General features: G+C 69.1%; 14 protein-coding genes, 1 tRNA gene and 4 pseudogenes. 7 read left to right on the top strand and 12 right to left on the bottom strand.

The genetic code is table 11. The annotated features are described in order from the left end of the window. Positions 1 to 17: 17 nt before the first annotated feature. Positions 18 to 857 carry a DUF3027 domain-containing protein gene (locus SALPAC4_RS0112285; protein WP_019870579.1) on the bottom strand — a complete coding sequence of 280 codons (840 nt, stop codon included), beginning with the start codon at positions 855 to 857 and terminating at the stop codon, positions 18 to 20. 85 nt (positions 858 to 942) lie between these two features. On the opposite strand from SALPAC4_RS0112285, the gene SALPAC4_RS0112280 reads away from it, so the two are divergent. Both SALPAC4_RS0112280 and SALPAC4_RS0112275 read left to right on the top strand, forming a co-directional pair. Next, positions 943 to 2,532, top strand: a complete 1,590-nt coding sequence (locus tag SALPAC4_RS0112280; protein WP_019870578.1) for an MFS transporter — start codon at positions 943 to 945, stop codon at positions 2,530 to 2,532. After that, a complete protein-coding gene (locus SALPAC4_RS0112275) occupies positions 2,529 to 3,179 on the top strand; it encodes a futalosine hydrolase (protein ID WP_019870577.1) in 651 nt (216 codons plus the stop codon). The genes SALPAC4_RS0112280 and SALPAC4_RS0112275 overlap by 4 nt, the downstream gene beginning before the upstream one ends. Here SALPAC4_RS0112275 and SALPAC4_RS28485 read toward each other — a convergent pair. The 3 genes and pseudogenes from SALPAC4_RS28485 to SALPAC4_RS0112265 all read right to left on the bottom strand — a co-directional run bounded on the left by SALPAC4_RS28485 (position 3,075) and on the right by SALPAC4_RS0112265 (position 5,143). Further along, entirely contained in the window at positions 3,075 to 3,614 is a 540-nt protein-coding gene (locus SALPAC4_RS28485) for a GNAT family N-acetyltransferase (RefSeq protein WP_223874745.1), read from the bottom strand. The genes SALPAC4_RS0112275 and SALPAC4_RS28485 overlap by 105 nt on opposite strands. Positions 3,615 to 3,897: 283 nt before the next feature. Then, a pseudogene (locus tag SALPAC4_RS28480) lies at positions 3,898 to 4,086 on the bottom strand (helix-turn-helix domain-containing protein); the annotation flags it as partial. A 445-nt stretch (positions 4,087 to 4,531) separates the two neighbouring features. Further along, positions 4,532 to 5,143, bottom strand: coding sequence for a pyridoxamine 5'-phosphate oxidase family protein (locus tag SALPAC4_RS0112265; RefSeq protein ID WP_019870575.1), 612 nt, complete (start codon positions 5,141 to 5,143; stop codon positions 4,532 to 4,534). A gap of 197 nt (positions 5,144 to 5,340) precedes the next feature. On the opposite strand from SALPAC4_RS0112265, the gene SALPAC4_RS0112260 reads away from it, so the two are divergent. Continuing rightward, entirely contained in the window at positions 5,341 to 5,850 is a 510-nt protein-coding gene (locus SALPAC4_RS0112260) for an O-acetyl-ADP-ribose deacetylase (RefSeq protein WP_019870574.1), read from the top strand. Between the two features lie 63 nt (positions 5,851 to 5,913). Here SALPAC4_RS0112260 and SALPAC4_RS29215 read toward each other — a convergent pair. Further along, a pseudogene (locus SALPAC4_RS29215) lies at positions 5,914 to 6,063 on the bottom strand (cyclic-phosphate processing receiver domain-containing protein); the annotation flags it as partial. 132 nt (positions 6,064 to 6,195) lie between these two features. Here SALPAC4_RS29215 and SALPAC4_RS28815 point away from each other — a divergent pair. Beyond that, the gene (locus SALPAC4_RS28815; RefSeq protein ID WP_019870573.1) at positions 6,196 to 6,318 is read left to right on the top strand and encodes a hypothetical protein; all 123 of its coding nucleotides are present in this window, start codon (positions 6,196 to 6,198) and stop codon (positions 6,316 to 6,318) included. 681 nt (positions 6,319 to 6,999) lie between these two features. Here SALPAC4_RS28815 and SALPAC4_RS27745 read toward each other — a convergent pair. Further along, a pseudogene (locus SALPAC4_RS27745) lies at positions 7,000 to 7,128 on the bottom strand (haloacid dehalogenase); the annotation flags it as partial. Between SALPAC4_RS27745 and SALPAC4_RS0112240 the strand changes: the two are divergent. After that, positions 7,121 to 7,445, top strand: a pseudogene (locus tag SALPAC4_RS0112240) (hypothetical protein); the annotation flags it as partial. The pseudogenes SALPAC4_RS27745 and SALPAC4_RS0112240 overlap by 8 nt on opposite strands. A gap of 63 nt (positions 7,446 to 7,508) precedes the next feature. Here the strand turns inward: SALPAC4_RS0112240 and SALPAC4_RS0112235 are convergent. After that, a tRNA-Tyr gene (locus tag SALPAC4_RS0112235) sits at positions 7,509 to 7,592 on the bottom strand. A gap of 147 nt (positions 7,593 to 7,739) precedes the next feature. Between SALPAC4_RS0112235 and SALPAC4_RS0112230 the strand changes: the two genes are divergently transcribed. Beyond that, on the top strand, positions 7,740 to 8,234 hold the full coding sequence (locus SALPAC4_RS0112230; RefSeq protein WP_018743261.1) for a YajQ family cyclic di-GMP-binding protein: 495 nt from the start codon (positions 7,740 to 7,742) through the stop codon (positions 8,232 to 8,234). 172 nt (positions 8,235 to 8,406) lie between these two features. Here the strand turns inward: SALPAC4_RS0112230 and SALPAC4_RS0112225 are convergent, their stop codons facing one another. The 3 genes from SALPAC4_RS0112225 to SALPAC4_RS0112215 form a co-directional block, all read right to left on the bottom strand. Then, on the bottom strand, positions 8,407 to 9,111 hold the full coding sequence (locus SALPAC4_RS0112225; protein WP_223874743.1) for a hypothetical protein: 705 nt from the start codon (positions 9,109 to 9,111) through the stop codon (positions 8,407 to 8,409). Between the two features lie 5 nt (positions 9,112 to 9,116). Further along, positions 9,117 to 9,656, bottom strand: coding sequence for an RNA polymerase sigma factor (locus tag SALPAC4_RS0112220; RefSeq protein ID WP_027644571.1), 540 nt, complete (start codon positions 9,654 to 9,656; stop codon positions 9,117 to 9,119). Positions 9,657 to 9,797: 141 nt separating this feature from the next. Continuing rightward, positions 9,798 to 10,514 (bottom strand): SDR family oxidoreductase, encoded by a 717-nt coding sequence (locus SALPAC4_RS0112215; protein ID WP_019870568.1) that lies wholly within the window; start codon positions 10,512 to 10,514, stop codon positions 9,798 to 9,800. 241 nt (positions 10,515 to 10,755) lie between these two features. Between SALPAC4_RS0112215 and SALPAC4_RS0112210 the strand changes: the two genes are divergently transcribed. Then, positions 10,756 to 11,526: a YoaK family protein gene (locus SALPAC4_RS0112210; protein ID WP_019870567.1), complete on the top strand. Its 771-nt coding sequence runs from the start codon at positions 10,756 to 10,758 to the stop codon at positions 11,524 to 11,526. Between the two features lie 115 nt (positions 11,527 to 11,641). Here SALPAC4_RS0112210 and htpX read toward each other — a convergent pair whose 3' ends face one another. Together htpX and SALPAC4_RS0112195 are read right to left on the bottom strand one after the other, a co-directional pair. Next, the gene (gene htpX / locus SALPAC4_RS0112200; protein WP_027644572.1) at positions 11,642 to 12,511 is read right to left on the bottom strand and encodes a zinc metalloprotease HtpX; all 870 of its coding nucleotides are present in this window, start codon (positions 12,509 to 12,511) and stop codon (positions 11,642 to 11,644) included. A 122-nt stretch (positions 12,512 to 12,633) separates the two neighbouring features. Then, a complete protein-coding gene (locus tag SALPAC4_RS0112195; protein ID WP_019870565.1) occupies positions 12,634 to 14,121 on the bottom strand; it encodes an NADH-quinone oxidoreductase subunit N in 1,488 nt (495 codons plus the stop codon). Positions 14,122 to 14,123: the final 2 nt, after the last annotated feature.

Raw genomic sequence — 14,123 nt, 5'->3', positions numbered from 1 at the left:
CCACGCCGGCGATCACCTCACGGCTGGCCATTCGACTCCGCCACCTCGGCGGCTCCGGCAGACGCGTCGGCCTCGCGCACCGATACGGCCTCCACCGCGCTGTCGTCGTAGACAGTCGGTAACGCCTCGACCGGGGTCTCCGGGGTCTCGGCCAGAATCTCCGAGTGCGCACCGCAGCCGTGGTCGGCGCTGACCACGCGGCCGTCATCCGGAGCGAAGAGGTTGCCGCAGGCGCCGAAGGACTGACACAGCGCGCCGGCGAGCGGCAGATAGAAGCCACAGGTCCCGCAGCGGGCAGCCACCGGAGCGGCGGTGGCGATCGGCGCGGTTGGCCCGTGGTCGCCGTCGTACCACCGTTGGGCGGCTTCGCCACGCCCCTCCCGGGACATCACCCGCACCCGGCCGAGACCCAGCTCCCAGGCGACCTCCTCGACCGCCGGGTCGTCGGAGAGCAGGTAGCCGGGCTGGAGCCGGTCGTCGTCGGGCGGGCTGGGCAGCAGGTCACCCGGGCCGAGGTCACCGGGCTGCAGTCGCTCCTGCCAGGGCAGCCAGCCCGGGGCGAGCAACGCATCCGGGCCGGGCAGCAACACGGTCTCACACACGGTGACCGTACGACTGCGAGGCACCCGGGTGACGGTGACCGCCCACCGCCAGCCGCGATAACCGGCGAGCCGGCACTCGAAGTAGTGCGTGACGAGACGATCACCTTCGGCAAGAGTTTGGAGATGATCGCCGACATCCGCCGGGTCAACCTCGGTGATGGCGTCGCGAGCCACCTCGACGGCGGCAGCACAGACCTGGTCGAGACGGGGGGCACGAGCGGAGGCGGACCTGGTCACCCGACCATTGTTCCCCATGCGTGGGACCACCTGACAGGGACTCCCCGAACCAAACGTGGCAGTGGTGGCGCGCACCCCGGGCCGATGGGTGAGACTGGTGCACATGCCGTCCTCCCTCCGCTCCGAGCGCTCCTTCCTCGGGTGGACTGTCGGCACCGCCGTCAAGGCCGTCCGCCTGCTGCTGCGCGGTTCGGTCAGCGGCGGCCGCTGGATGACCCAGTCGGTGGGGCGGGCCCGCGCCCGGGGCGCCGGCCGGGAGACCGGCATGGTCCGCCTCTTCGACCTGCACGCACTCTCCTGCGCCGGGGACACCCTGATCGCGATCGGCCTGGCTGGGACGATCTTCTTCAACGTGCCGCTCGGGGAGGCGCGCAGCAAGGTCGCGCTCTACCTGCTGGTAACCATGATCCCGTTCGCCCTACTCGCCCCGGTGGTCGGTCCGCTGCTTGATCACTTTCGGCACGGCCGGCGCTACGCACTGGCCACCAGCATGCTCGGGCGGGCGTTCCTGGCCTGGCTGATCTCTGACTACATCCACGGCTTCGGCCTGTACCCGGCGGCCTTCGGAGTGTTGGCGCTCTCCCGCGCGTACGGGGTGGCCCGCTCCGCCGCCGTACCCCGGCTCCTCCCGGAGGGGCTCGGGCTCTCCCAGGTCGGGGCCAGAGCCAGCGTGTACGGCACGATAGCTGGTGCCCTACTCGCACCGATCGGTCTGGCCGCCTTCTGGTTCGGTCCGCAGTGGCCGCTGCGGGTCGCCTCGGTGATCTTCCTGGTCGGGATGGTCATCGCCCTGCGACTACCACCGAAGGCGGACTCGGAGCCGCCCGAGCGGGTACCGCGCCCGCTGCGGGCGCTCCGCCGAAGCTCCGGCGACCGTCCCCTCGGCCGGGGAGGCCCACATGGCCGGCTGGTGATCGCCACCCTGATCGGCGCCGCCACGCTGCGCGCGGTCTACGGCTTCCTGCTGCTCTTCCTGGCCTTCGCGATCAAGGCCGGCGACCTGACCACCGTTGTCTTCGGCCGCGACCTGGGCGACGAGGCCGCCCTCGGGCTGGTCGGCGGGGCGCTGGCGATCGGCAGCTTCCTGGCCACCGCGATCGGCACCCGGCTGCGGATCCATCGCCCGGCGGCGCTGCAATCCAGCGGCATGGTGATCATCGCTGGGGTGGCCGTCCTCGCCACGCTCAAGTTCTCGCTGCTGATGGTCGCCCTACTCTGCCTGGTCACCGCATTGACCAGCGGCATCGCCAAGCTCGCGGTGGACGCCTCGATCCAGGAGCGCATCCCCGAACGGCTGCGTGCCAGCTCGTTCGCCCACTCGGAGACGGCACTCATGCTCGCCTTCGTCGCCGGCGGCGGGCTGGGTCTCGTCCCCTTCGACGGCCGGCTCGGCATCGCCGTCTCCGCCGGGGTCGCGACGCTCGCCACGGCCCGCGGCATCCTGGTTGCGGGCCGGCTGCGGGCGGAGCGGCTGGCTGGTCGGCCGTTGGCGGACGACGAAGTCGCCGAGGACGAGCCGACCCTGGTCGAGCCCGCCACCGACGACCCGACCCCCACCTCGCCCGCCCCGAGACCGGGCACCGGGGGCGGCGTTGACCCGGCACCACCGGGTTTCCACCTCTACCGCCCGTCGTCGGCGGTGGGCGGGCCGGGCGGCGCCGATGATGAGACCCGCCCCGGGTCGATCCCGTGACCGGTGTCCTGGTCGTCACCGCGGTTCCCGCCGAGGCCGAGGCGGTCCGCGCGGGGCGGGGACCGGCGGTCACGGTAGCGCCGGTCGGAGTCGGTCCGGCGGTGGCCGGGGCCGGCACCGCCCGGCTGCTGGCCCTGGCGGAGGCCGCTGGCCACCCGTACCGCCTGGTCGTCAGCGCGGGCGTGGCAGGTGGCTTCCCGGACCGGATCGAGGTCGGCGGCACGGTCGTCGGCACCAGTGCGGTCGCGGCCGACCTGGGCGCCGACTCCCCGACGGGCTTCATCCCCGTGGACCAGCTCGGGATGCCGGCCGAGTTGCTGGGCGCCGGCCCCACCATCACCGCGGACCCGAACCTGGTCGCCACCCTCCGGGCCGCGCTTCCAGCCGCCGCGGTCGGTCCGGTACTGACGGTCAGCACGGTCACCGGAACGGTCGCCGGTACCGAGGCGCTCCTCGGCCGGCACCCCGACGCGGTGGCCGAGGCCATGGAGGGGTACGGGGTGGCCGTCGCCGCCGCGCAAGCCGGCCTACCCTTCGTCGAGTTACGAACCATCTCCAATCCGGTCGGGCCGCGCGACCGCGACGCCTGGCGCCTCCGCGAGGCTCTCGCCGCCCTCACCGAGGCCGCCATGGCCTTGCCCGGCTGAGGGCGCGGTCGAAGCTGGCGGGGCCGGCGATTGCCGGTCGGGGAGGTCGAACCGCAGCGCCAGCAGCAATCCGTCGCGCTGCTGTTGATAGCCGCACGCGAGGAGGAATCCGACGCCGTCGCCGCGCGCGACCGCGTGCACGCTCCGCAGGCCGGCTCGGCTCATCTCGGCGCGGAGTAATGCGATCAACCGGCGGCCGACCCCCATCCGGCGTAGCCCTGGCGCGACGACGACACCGTCCAGGACGATCGATCGCCGATCACCCAGGTCGTACCCGAGGAGGAGGTCGTCGCTCTGCTCGTGCGCCCGCAACTCGCCCACTCGACGCCCGTCCGGCAACTCGGCGACCAGCAGCCACGAACTCTCCGGTAGCCCGTCTCGTAGCCGATGCACCCGCAGGGCATCGGGAAAGCCACTGACGCAGCCGCCGATCATCCCGGCGCCGGCGGTCCAGGTCGTAGGTGTACTCCGGCACCCGGAGTGGCCAGCGCTCCGGCGGCAGTGAGTACCAGTACGCCCACCACGCCCCCGGCCAGTCCGCAAGGGTGCGGACCGGACGCACGTCCAGGTGGGCAGGGAAGCGACGTCCGCTCTCGTCGCGCGCCGCTCCGCCCGGGTCATCGCCGAGGCGCTCAGAGCTTCCAGGTAGGCGGGCGACGAGCTCCACGCCGACGGCGCGGAACAGCCGCTCGACCGTCCGCATCCGGGGGTCCGCCCCGGACTGCGACTCCATTCGCGCCACTGTGCTCTTTGGTACGCCCGAACGCTCCGCCAGCTCGCGTTGACTCAGATCGGCCCAATGGCGCAGGGCACGCAGCGTGGCGCCGAGGTCGAGCCGCGCCGCAGGGCTGAGGTCGGGGCGAGCCGCGGGGCTGAGGTCGGGGCGAGCCTCGGGATGGAAAGACACGAAACGATGCTCCCGAGCGCGGGCGCAGGCTTCAACCGACCCGTGAAAGCTTGTGGATAAGGCTGTGGACAAACGCCATGGGGGGAGAGCGTGGACACCGGGGCAACAGGACCTCCCGAAGCTGTCGAGCTGCCCCAACAGCGAGACCAGCGTCGGCGACAATCCACAGATGTACGGCGCCGCAGGCGACCAAAGGCCCACCTGCCACCCGGGCCGCAAACGCGCGTCCACCGCCGCACAGCCCTGCGACGCACTCCCCGAACCCGCTGAAACCCGACCTTTCCTGTGGGCTCATCGACGGGGCAGCTCGACAGCAGGCACAGACAACCCACCCTCGGACCGCACCCCGAAACCGGCATACACAAATTGGGCAAAACCAACCACATCAACACTCTTTATCGCAAAAAAATGCCAACCAGTCGAATCATTACCCGGGCCACCACGACTACACCTCACCCGAACGCGAATTCTCTGCTGGCATGGGCGGCAACGGCAACGGCAGACCGGGAAGCCCGTCAATGCTGGTCTCGACGAACTCCTTCTTTTCGAAATACTGCCCAAGCGACGCATCATCCTCCCTGGAGAAGCGCTTGGCGTGCAGATCCCGATCAACTTCGTAGCTCATTAAAGGCACAGCATAGCCGCAGGTATCGCGGATTAGGTCGGCGTGCACGACAATGATCGCGCGTAGGCCGTGCAGCGAGGTATCGATGTGGGGAAAATTGGAAACAACATCACGCCAACGCGGGTCATCCCGGAAGACGGGTTCACCACGCCCATGGATACGCACAATGTTGGGCGGCCCCTGAAACGCACACCACATCAGGGTAATACGCCCGTTCTCGCGCAGATGCGCGATCGTCTCCGCGTTACTTCCCGCGAAGTCCAGGTAGGCCACCGTCAAGTCGTCAAGGACGGCGAACGATCCAGTAAGTCCCTTCGGCGACAGGTTGACAGTTCCGGTCCCGGACAGCGGTGCCGTCGCGGTGAAGAAAATCGGCTGCGCCTCGATAAACTCCCGGAGTCGACCAGAAATTCTCTCATGCGTCTTCCCCATGATTGGCACCCTTCCGGTCCATGACGAAATCGACACAGTCGCATGCGGCCACTGCGCCTCTTGCTACCGTACGTGGAGGTGATGCCAACTCGCCACCATCGATATGGCTATCTCCACGAAACTCAGAGCTCGGCGGCGCCCACGACAATGGAGCCGGCGGGCCGACCTACTGTCGCCAGCTGTGCCAGGATTCTGGTGTGACAGTGATTGAGATCGTTGTAGGTGACATCACGCGGGAACGGGTTGACGCCATCGTCACCGCCGCAAACGAGTCGCTACTCGGCGGTGGTGGTGTCGATGGCGCCATCCACCGCGCGGCCGGACCCCGGCTGGCACGGGCCGGGGGCGCGGTCGGCCCCTGTAAGCCGGGTGACGCGATGGCGACTCCGGCGTTTGACCTCGACCCGCCGGTTCGGCACGTCATCCACACTGTCGGGCCGATCTGGGAAGGCGGTGGCTGCGACGAGGCCGACGTCCTAGCCTCCTGCTACCGCAGAAGTCTGCGGGTCGCTGACGAACTCGGCGCCCGGACAGTTGCCTTCCCAGCGATCGCGACCGGCGTCTACGGCTTCCCTCCCGAGCAGGCCGCCCGAATCGCGGTAGCAACGATCAGATCAACGCCAACGACCGTCCAACGGGTACGACTCGTCGCGTTCGACGACGACACCCGCACGTACCTGCAAGCCGCGATGACAGCCACCAGGTGACCCATCCGCACCTTGCCGCGGGGCGGACGGCTTCCGAAGCCTTGGGCGGGGCCGGTCGCTGGTCACTGCGTCATCCTCGCCGAGGTCATGATCAAGCCATAGCTCGTCCAGCCGTTGATCGTGGCAACGCTCGAGCAGTTCCACGCCGGCTGTACTGGTACGGGCCACGTCCGCGCTGCGGCCGTCAACGAACGACGGTTGGTCTAGTTCCACACGGTTCGGGGGCCAGGCTGCTCGACACCGGTACGGGGCCTCCTCACCCTGGGCCGTTGACCGGACGACCTCTGGGCCGCGTGCAGGTCCGGCTGGCTCTCCCGTGGGATCTCCCCGGCGCTGGTAGCCCCGGTGTGCGGGGCACAGCATCAGGTTCTGCTGGAGATCTACGCGAGTTGGATCTTCGGCGAGGAGGCGGCAGCGATGAAGCGGATCGAGGAGGGGGACGTATGGGGGACAGATAGCGAGATCTAGTGGCGCCGAGTGAGACTGAATGAGATTCACGAAGGCCCCTGACCGACGTTTACGCTGGCCAGGGGCCCGTTTCTGCACCTGGTGGCGGGTGAAGGATTCGAACCTTCGAAGCTTTCGCGACGGATTTACATTGCGCCACGCCCAAGCCTTTGACCAGTACGAACGCTGATAGGCGGGGCACGGCGACACAAATGCGCCACAGGACTGATGTCGCCACAGCCCGCTACGGTCTGAGCGTGACTAGCATCGACGTCTGGGACCGACTGCTGCCCGTGGTCACTCTGGTTGCCGGCGCGGCGTTGTCGAGACTTGGTCAGCGACCAGTACGGCGGCGCGACGCGGCACATCTGCTAGCCAGCATGAAACGCCACGTTTGGAATCGACGCCGGCCGGACGGTTGGCTTGAGCTTCAGGAGTATCTGGGCCGTCTCTGGGTTGAGCTTCGGATGGCAGGAGTCCCGAGGCGTTTGGTGAGACGTCTGGAGTTGGCAGCTGAAGCGTACTGGGCAGCCGTAGAAGATTCAGGTGACCCGGAGGTCGGACACGTGCTAATCGACCGACGGATAGCGGAAGATCTCGACCAGATTCGCGGTGATGTGTACGACTGGCTCGACTCACCGTGGCACCTCGTGCGCCGGTATCGGATCTGGCGCAAGGCGTAGGCGCATACGCGACTCAACATCATTGATCGGTTAGATCGACCAGCACACTGGCCACCTCACCCATGCTGGTGACTACCGCACCGGCAAGCCGGAACGCGTCGACCTTTGACGGCCGGTTCGCGTAGCCGATCACCGCGACCCCGGCAGCCGTGTCGCTCTGGCTCAATGCGGGGGGGGTGCCGGCTACCCAGGTCGCCGAGTGGGCCGGGCACAGCGTGCACGTCCTCATGCGGGTCTACGCAAAGTGCGTCTACGGCCAGGAGGAAGCCGCCCGCCGTCGCATAGAGGCGGCACTCGGCCTGCCGCCGGCTGCTGACGCAACCCCGCCGGCCGCGGACGAACCCACCGCACCATCGGTCGACGAAGCCGCTTGACGGAACCCGCCTGGCAGCTCCCGTCACCGATGATCTCCGCGACACGTATACGACACAGCCAGCGAGATTGAGCGGGCAAGAGTGGGACTGAATGAGACTCACGAAGAAGGCCCCTGACCGGCGTTTGAGCTGGTCAGGGGCCCATTTCTGCACCTGGTGGCGGGTGAAGGATTCGAACCTTCGAAGCTTTCGCGACGGATTTACAGTCCGCTCCCATTGGCCGCTCGGGCAACCCGCCAGGGCACCCGCCGCGTCGCGACGCGGCGGCGAGAGCAAGGATAGCGGCTCGCCCCGACGTGACCGCAACCGGGTACCGTCAGGGGGCGCACGGCTGGCCCGTAGTGCACGTAACAGGACAGACCGCCAGGACACCAGGAGTATCAGCATGGCAGCCAACCCGTCGTTCGACATCGTGAGCAAGGTCGACCGTCAGGAGGTTGACAACGCCCTCCGCCAGACGGAGCGAGAGCTCTCGACGCGGTTCGACTTCCGGGGCACCGGCGCCGAAATCTCCTGGTCCGGCGAGGAGGCGATCAGCCTTCGGGCGGAGACCGAGGAGCGGGTCCGAGCCGCGCTCGATGTCTTCAAGGAGAAGCTGGTCAAGCGGAACATCTCGCTGAAGTCGCTGGACGCCGGGGATCCGCGCGGGTCGGGTAAGGAATTCAAGGTCGACTGCAAGGTGATCCAGGGCATCGAGACGGAGAAGGCCAAGGCCATCAGTAAGAAGATCCGCGACGAGGGCCCGAAGGGTGTCCAGGCGCAGATCCAGGGTGACCAACTCCGCGTGACCGGCAAGAAGAAGGACGACCTGCAGGCCATCATCGCCATGCTGAAGGGCGAGGATTTCGGCGTGGCACTCCAGTTCACCAACTACCGGTGAGGAGGTGCGCCGGCCTGGCCGCCAGGCCGGCGCCCGTTGATCACGTTACCGACCGCCTGGTTGGTCGCCTGAGATAGCGCGCCGACACGCGATATCCCTGGGACCTTTTGCCCCCCCGCCCGCCCAAGCCCTTGGCCTCGTCAGCCTCCGGGGCTTTGCCAGGTCCAGGCGCTTACTCGGAAAGGTCGGGAGCCGTGATACGGGTGGGTCTGGGCTCGGGTCCCGTGTACTCCCCCTTACCCAGCAGGCCGCTTAACGCGCAGGAGGTCGAACCAGTTGGGGCGAGGTAAAACATCGTCCAGACCATGTGGTTCGATTTGTCGAAGAAGGTCGAGATGGCCAGGGTGCTGTCTTCGGGGAACAGCCTCGGCGCCATGACGTACCCGTCAAGGGAGGCTGGCTCCCCTTTCGAGTTCATCTTGTTCAGAGCCTCGCTCGCCCGGTCTCGGTCGGCGGGAGTGGCACAGTAGCGCTCAGGCTTGCTGGAAGTGACCTCCGTGGGTACGCCAGCCTCGCGGAGTGTGGCCGCGAGCCCGGCCACGTCGTCTAGTTCTTCCCACTGCACGAGGAGTTCCACGGACCCGTCGAGGTTTGTGGTGACCGCGTACGCCGGAGCGGGACCGTTTTGTTCGCCGTTCCACAGGGTTGACATGGCAAGGGCTACCGCCACGGCCGCGCCGCCGAACGCCATCCGCCGACGCCACGCCTGCCCGCTGGTGCGGCGCTGCCCCGCCGGCGATCGGCCGGACAGCTCGTTGGGAACGTCGCGCGGTGTAGCGAGGATGCCGGCCAGCATCGTCTGGGCCTGGGTTGACGCTGGATCAGCGCGCCAATCGGCGGCGGGATCTGCGGCGCGCAACGATCGATCGCGCATCATTGTGATCATCCTTCGTTTGCCAACGGGGTTAACGCGGCGTCCGCCGCGTTTCTGCTGTTCACCGGGGTCAAAGCGGCCGCCAGTCGCCTCCGGGCGCGATACAAACGCACCTTGTACGCAGCGCGGCTACACCCCATGACCGTGGCGGCCGCGCCGGCGTCGAGGCCCTCCCAGGCGGCCAACCGCAGTGCCTCCTGGTCCTGCTCGGAGAGTTCGGCGAGCGCCCGGCGCACTCGCACCTGGTCGACCACCATGTCGGCGTGATCGGCCACCACCAGCTCGTCGCCGTCGCCGATCCGGGCAACCAACCTCGCCTGCCGGCTTCGACCTCGGATCTCGTTGCCGATCACGTGACGCGTCGTCGCGTAGAGCCACGGCAGTGGGTCCGGGGCCGGGACATCGGCCAACCGCCGCCAGGCGACGAGAAACGCTTCGTTGACAACGTCGGACGCCCGGTCCTGTCCCACGCGGCGTGCCGCGTACCGCATGACCGCGCCGTAATGCCGCTGGAACAACTCCACGAATCTTGCCCGGTCGTCTTCCATACCTCTTCTGTTTCCATGTCATGCGCCGGGGTTACCGCCTCCCCGGCGTTCTTGGCGACTTCGTCGAGAGGTGGGCCAGGTGCTCGGGTCACCGTCGGACGGGCCTGATGACGGCCCGACCGCCTGTTAGGCCCGCTACCGTCAGTGCTCCGGGCCTACGACCTGCTCGAAGCGGAACTCGCGGATGAAGCAGTCCCGCGGCTGGCTGACCGCGAAGAGCACGCAGTCCACAACAGATCGTGCGGTCAGGTTGTCGGATGCCGCTCGTGGACCGTGTTGCACGAAGTCCGGCGGGAAGAGGGAGATGACGCGAATTCCTTCGGCCCGCAGCCGATGGGACATGATCTCGGCGAAGCCGGCCTGGGCGTGCTTGGCGGCGTAGAAGGCGGGATGGGCCTCCGAACGGTGGTGGCCGACCTCGCCGCAGGCGGAGACCATGTTGACGATGTCCGGCCGCGTTGAGCCTCGCAGCAGCGCCAGCAGGTGTTTGGTGAGCAGGACCGTGCCGGTCGCGGCGCCGCCGATCGTGGCGATGATGTGATCGTCCTCAGCGTCGCCGAGGTCCGCACCGGGCAGGTAGCCTGCACCGTTGTTGACCAGGATGTCGAGGTAGTCGGTTCGGTCGGCCAGCGCCGCCGCGAACCCGCGTACCGAGTCGGGGCTGGTCAGGTCGCAGCTGAAGGCCTCGCCGCTCCCCCGCCCACGCTGCCGGATCATTTCCGTGGTGCGCCGCGCTGCCGCCGCGTCGCGGGCGGAGACAAACACCTGCGCACCATGCGCCGCGAAGGCGGTCGCCAGGAGGCGTCCGGAGTCGCGTCCGGCACCGGTAATAGCAACCCGCAGTCCGTCCAGATTCATTGCAAGATCAGAACAGTTGAAGCTGACGTGAGGTCAAAGTGGGTCGCCGGCAGCACCACGTCGGGTCTTCGGTGCCGGCCTGGAGCATGAAAGTCGGCGGTGCGGGAAGAAGCGATCCCGGCGAGGGCCGGACCGGGCGACAGCCGGGCAGGACGACGGCCGGACAGGACGACGGCCGGACAGGACGACGGCCGGACAGGACGACGGCCGGCGAGGAGCGATGGGCCGGAAAGGCAGCCGGATGCGGGGGGTGGGGGCGCAGGATGCGGAGTTCGTCCGCCCGGACCTGTCCCACCGGGCGGTTGCCCGGCTGCTCGTCGTGCTCGCCACCGCCTCCGGCTGCCTCGACGTTTTCTGTGTGACCCAGCTCGGCGGGTTCTTCGCCAGCGTGATCACCGGCAACCTGGTCCAGCTCGGCCACCATATTGTCGCCGCGGACTCCCGCCTGCTCAGCGGCGGGTTGGCAGCGGTCGGCGGATACGCGATCGGCGTGGCCGGCGGCACCCTGCCGCTACGCCACGCCAAGCTGGGCTGGCGTTCCCGTACGCATCTGGTCATGGTGGTTCAGGTGCTGCTGCTGGTGGGCGTGGCGGGGGGCTGGTGGGCTACCGGGGGGCGCCCCGGACTCGCCGCTTCTCTGACCCTGCTCTTCGCCGCCGCGACGGCCAGCGGGATACAGAGCGTGGTGACGATCAGCTCCGGGATACCACACGCCACCACGACCTACCTCACCGGATCGCTCACCTCCATCGTGCGCGGGGTGGTCTTCGACCCGCACCGGTTCGCAGCGGGTGCGGCCGGCATGTCCCGGTTACTGGGGCTTCTCGGCGGCGCGGTGCTCGGCGCGGCGGTACTGCGGGTCGCGCCGCTCTGGGCGCCGACGCTGGCCGCGGCGCTGGTGGCCTCGGTCCTGGCCACCGCGACCGCCATCAGCCGGTCCCGCCGCCGGCTGCCGTCGCGCTCACCGGGCGAAGATGAGCAGCAGGATCACCGTGAGGATCGCGCTGATTAGCACCGAGCCGAGGCAGCCGAGTCGGTTGGAGAAGAAGACGAACACGGAGGTCGTGGTACCCACCGATGACGGGGTTCAGGCACCGACCCGGGAGGAGGGTGCCTGAACCCAACGGTCAGCGGTACTGGATCGGGCCGGCGCTACCGGCCATCTGCTCCAGCCGGGCGACTCGCTCCTCCATCCGGGGGTGGGTGGAGAAGAGCGCTGCCATGCCGCCGCCCTTGAACGGGTTGTCGATCATCAGGTGGGCGGCACTGGTGAGCTGCCCCTGCGGCGGCAGCGGTCGCGCCTGGGTGCCCTTGTGGATCTTCCGAAGGGCGCTGGCCAGCGCCAACGGGTCTCGGGTGAGCTGGGCGCCAGAGGCGTCCGCCTGGAATTCGCGGCTCCGGCCGATCGCAAGCTGGATCAGCGTGGCCGCGATCGGCCCCAGGATGATGGTCAACAGCAGCACCAGCGGGTTGCGCCCCTCCTCGTCGTCACCCCCGAGTCGGATGAAGAACGCCAGGTTGGCCAGGGCGGTGATGATGCCGGCCAGGCCGGCGGCCACGCTGGAGATGAGAATGTCCCGGTTGTAGACGTGCGACAGCTCGTGCCCGATGACTCCACGCAGCTCGCGGTAGTCGAGGATCTCGACGATGCCCTGGGTGACACAGACGGCCGCGTTCTGCGGGTTTCGACCGGTTGCGAACGCGTTGGGCTGTCTGGTCGGGCTCACGTAGAGCCGGGGCATCGGTTGCCGGGCCTCGCTGGCCAGTTCCCGCACCATCTGGTAGAGCTCGGGGAATTGCGCCTCACTGACCGGTTGCGCCTTCATCGCGCGCAGCGCGAGCTTGTCGGAGTAGAAGTAGCTGACGCCGTTCATCCCCAGCGAGATGAGGACGGCGATGACCAGTCCGCCACTGCCGCCGAACCAGTAGCCCACCGCCAGAATCAGGGCGGTGAGCAGGCCGAGCAGCGCGGCGGTCTTCAGACGGTTATGGTGCACGGTCACTCCTTCGGTGCGCGGACCGCGTTGGTCCGCTGACCGGTTCAACACCACCGGTACCCGTCAACCATCCGTCATATGGCTGTGAAATGCCTGGTAACGAGGGGTGTAGGACCGCTGGGTCAGCGGGCGGCGAGGTCGAGCACGAGTTGCGGGGCGAAGCCGACCACCAGCGCCACGACCGTCGCCGCCGCCAGGACCGCCGCGACCGGCTTGGCCCGGACCAACACCGCCGCCGGGTCGGTCGGCACCGCTGCCGGCCGGTCGGTGGACCAGAGCACGGCGACGACCCGCAGGTAGTAGGCCAGGCCGAGCACCGCGTTAACCGCCACCACCAGGGCCAGCCAGCCGGCACCTCCGTCAAGCAGTGACCGGACCACGGTGACCTTCGCGAAGAGCCCGGCGAGACCGGGCGGCAGACCGGCGAGCCCGACCAGTGCCAGCGCCAGCCCCACCGCCGCCCACGGCCGGCGCCGGGCCGCGCCCCGCAACTCGTCGAGGGTGCCGCCGTCCGCTCCCGCCGGCCGCAGCGCGACCACGGCCGCGAACGCCGCCAGCTCCAGGACCACGAAGAAGACCGTGTACGCCACCGCTGCCGCGTACGCGGCGGCGCGGGCGTCGGCGGTGCGGCCAGCGGCGAGGGCCAGCGCGCCGAGCGGCGCGAGAATGTAGCCCGCCTGGGCCACCGAGGACCAGGCGAGCAGCCGTACGGTGCGGCGCTGGCGCAGCGCCACCAAGTTACCGACGGTCATGGTCAACACCGCGAGCAGCGCGAGCACCGGGCCGGTGGTCCGGGCCGGCAGGGCGTACTGCACCACCGCGAGCAGGGCGACCACCCCGCCGAGCTTCGAGACTGTGGAGAGGTACGCGGCCACCGGCAGCGGCGCGCCGTCGTAGGTGGTGGGCGCCCAGGCGTGGAAGGGCACCGCCGCCACCTTGACTGTCAGCCCCACCACGACCAGCGCCACGGCGACGGTGGTCAGCGGGATGTCGAGCAGCTCCGGCTGCTCGGCGAAGAGCACCCCGAGCCGGCCGAGGTGCAGCGCGCCGGTGGACGCGTAGAGCAGGGCCGCCCCGAGCAGGCTCAGCGTCGTGGCGACCACGCTGACCACGAAGAAGGTCACCGCCGCCTCGATGCTGGCCAGGCTGCCCCGGCGCAGGCCCACCAGGACGTACAGCGGCAGGGTTAGGGTCTCCAGCGCCACGATCAGGGTGATCAGGTCACCGGCCGCACCGAGCGCCACCCCACCGGTCATTGACGCGGCGAGCAGGAAGCAGTACTCGCCCACCGGTGTCGCCCCGGCCCGCAGCAGCGGCCCGGAGAGCCCCAGCACCCCCAGGGTGAGCAGCGCGACGAGTACGGCGACCAGGGCGGCCCGGCCACCGAAGACATATGAGCAGTCGGCGCCGACGCAGAAGGTACGGCGTTCGCCGCCTCCGCCGACGAAGATCGCGCTGGCGGCGGTGGCGAGCGCACCGAGCGCGGCGGCGGAGACGGTGACCCGCGCCCGGGCCACCAGCAGGTCGGCGAGGAGCACCAGCACCGCCGTCCCGGCGGCCAGGTACGCCGGCAGCAGCGCGATGTTGTCGACGGTCTGCACCATGCTCATGC

The sequence above is a fragment of the Salinispora oceanensis genome (assembly GCF_000383575.1).
Taxonomy (GTDB): Bacteria; Actinomycetota; Actinomycetes; order Mycobacteriales; family Micromonosporaceae; genus Micromonospora; species Micromonospora oceanensis.
The sequence above is the reverse complement of the archived record's forward strand: the minus strand, read 5'-3'. Positions and strand labels throughout refer to the sequence as shown.

Bases quoted from the DNA above. Each gene is read 5' to 3' on its own strand.
- SALPAC4_RS0112285 (WP_019870579.1), bottom strand. From the start codon at position 857: ATGGGGAACAATGGTCGGGTGACCAGGTCCGCCTCCGCTCGTGCCCCC.
- SALPAC4_RS0112280 (WP_019870578.1), top strand. From the start codon at position 943: ATGCCGTCCTCCCTCCGCTCCGAGCGCTCCTTCCTCGGGTGGACTGTC.
- SALPAC4_RS28485 (WP_223874745.1), bottom strand. From the start codon at position 3,614: ATGATCGGCGGCTGCGTCAGTGGCTTTCCCGATGCCCTGCGGGTGCAT.
- SALPAC4_RS0112265 (WP_019870575.1), bottom strand. From the start codon at position 5,143: ATGGGGAAGACGCATGAGAGAATTTCTGGTCGACTCCGGGAGTTTATC.
- SALPAC4_RS0112230 (WP_018743261.1), top strand. From the start codon at position 7,740: ATGGCAGCCAACCCGTCGTTCGACATCGTGAGCAAGGTCGACCGTCAG.
- SALPAC4_RS0112225 (WP_223874743.1), bottom strand. From the start codon at position 9,111: ATGATGCGCGATCGATCGTTGCGCGCCGCAGATCCCGCCGCCGATTGG.
- SALPAC4_RS0112220 (WP_027644571.1), bottom strand. From the start codon at position 9,656: ATGGAAGACGACCGGGCAAGATTCGTGGAGTTGTTCCAGCGGCATTAC.
- SALPAC4_RS0112215 (WP_019870568.1), bottom strand. From the start codon at position 10,514: ATGAATCTGGACGGACTGCGGGTTGCTATTACCGGTGCCGGACGCGAC.
- SALPAC4_RS0112210 (WP_019870567.1), top strand. From the start codon at position 10,756: ATGCGGGGGGTGGGGGCGCAGGATGCGGAGTTCGTCCGCCCGGACCTG.
- SALPAC4_RS0112195 (WP_019870565.1), bottom strand. From the start codon at position 14,121: ATGAGCATGGTGCAGACCGTCGACAACATCGCGCTGCTGCCGGCGTAC.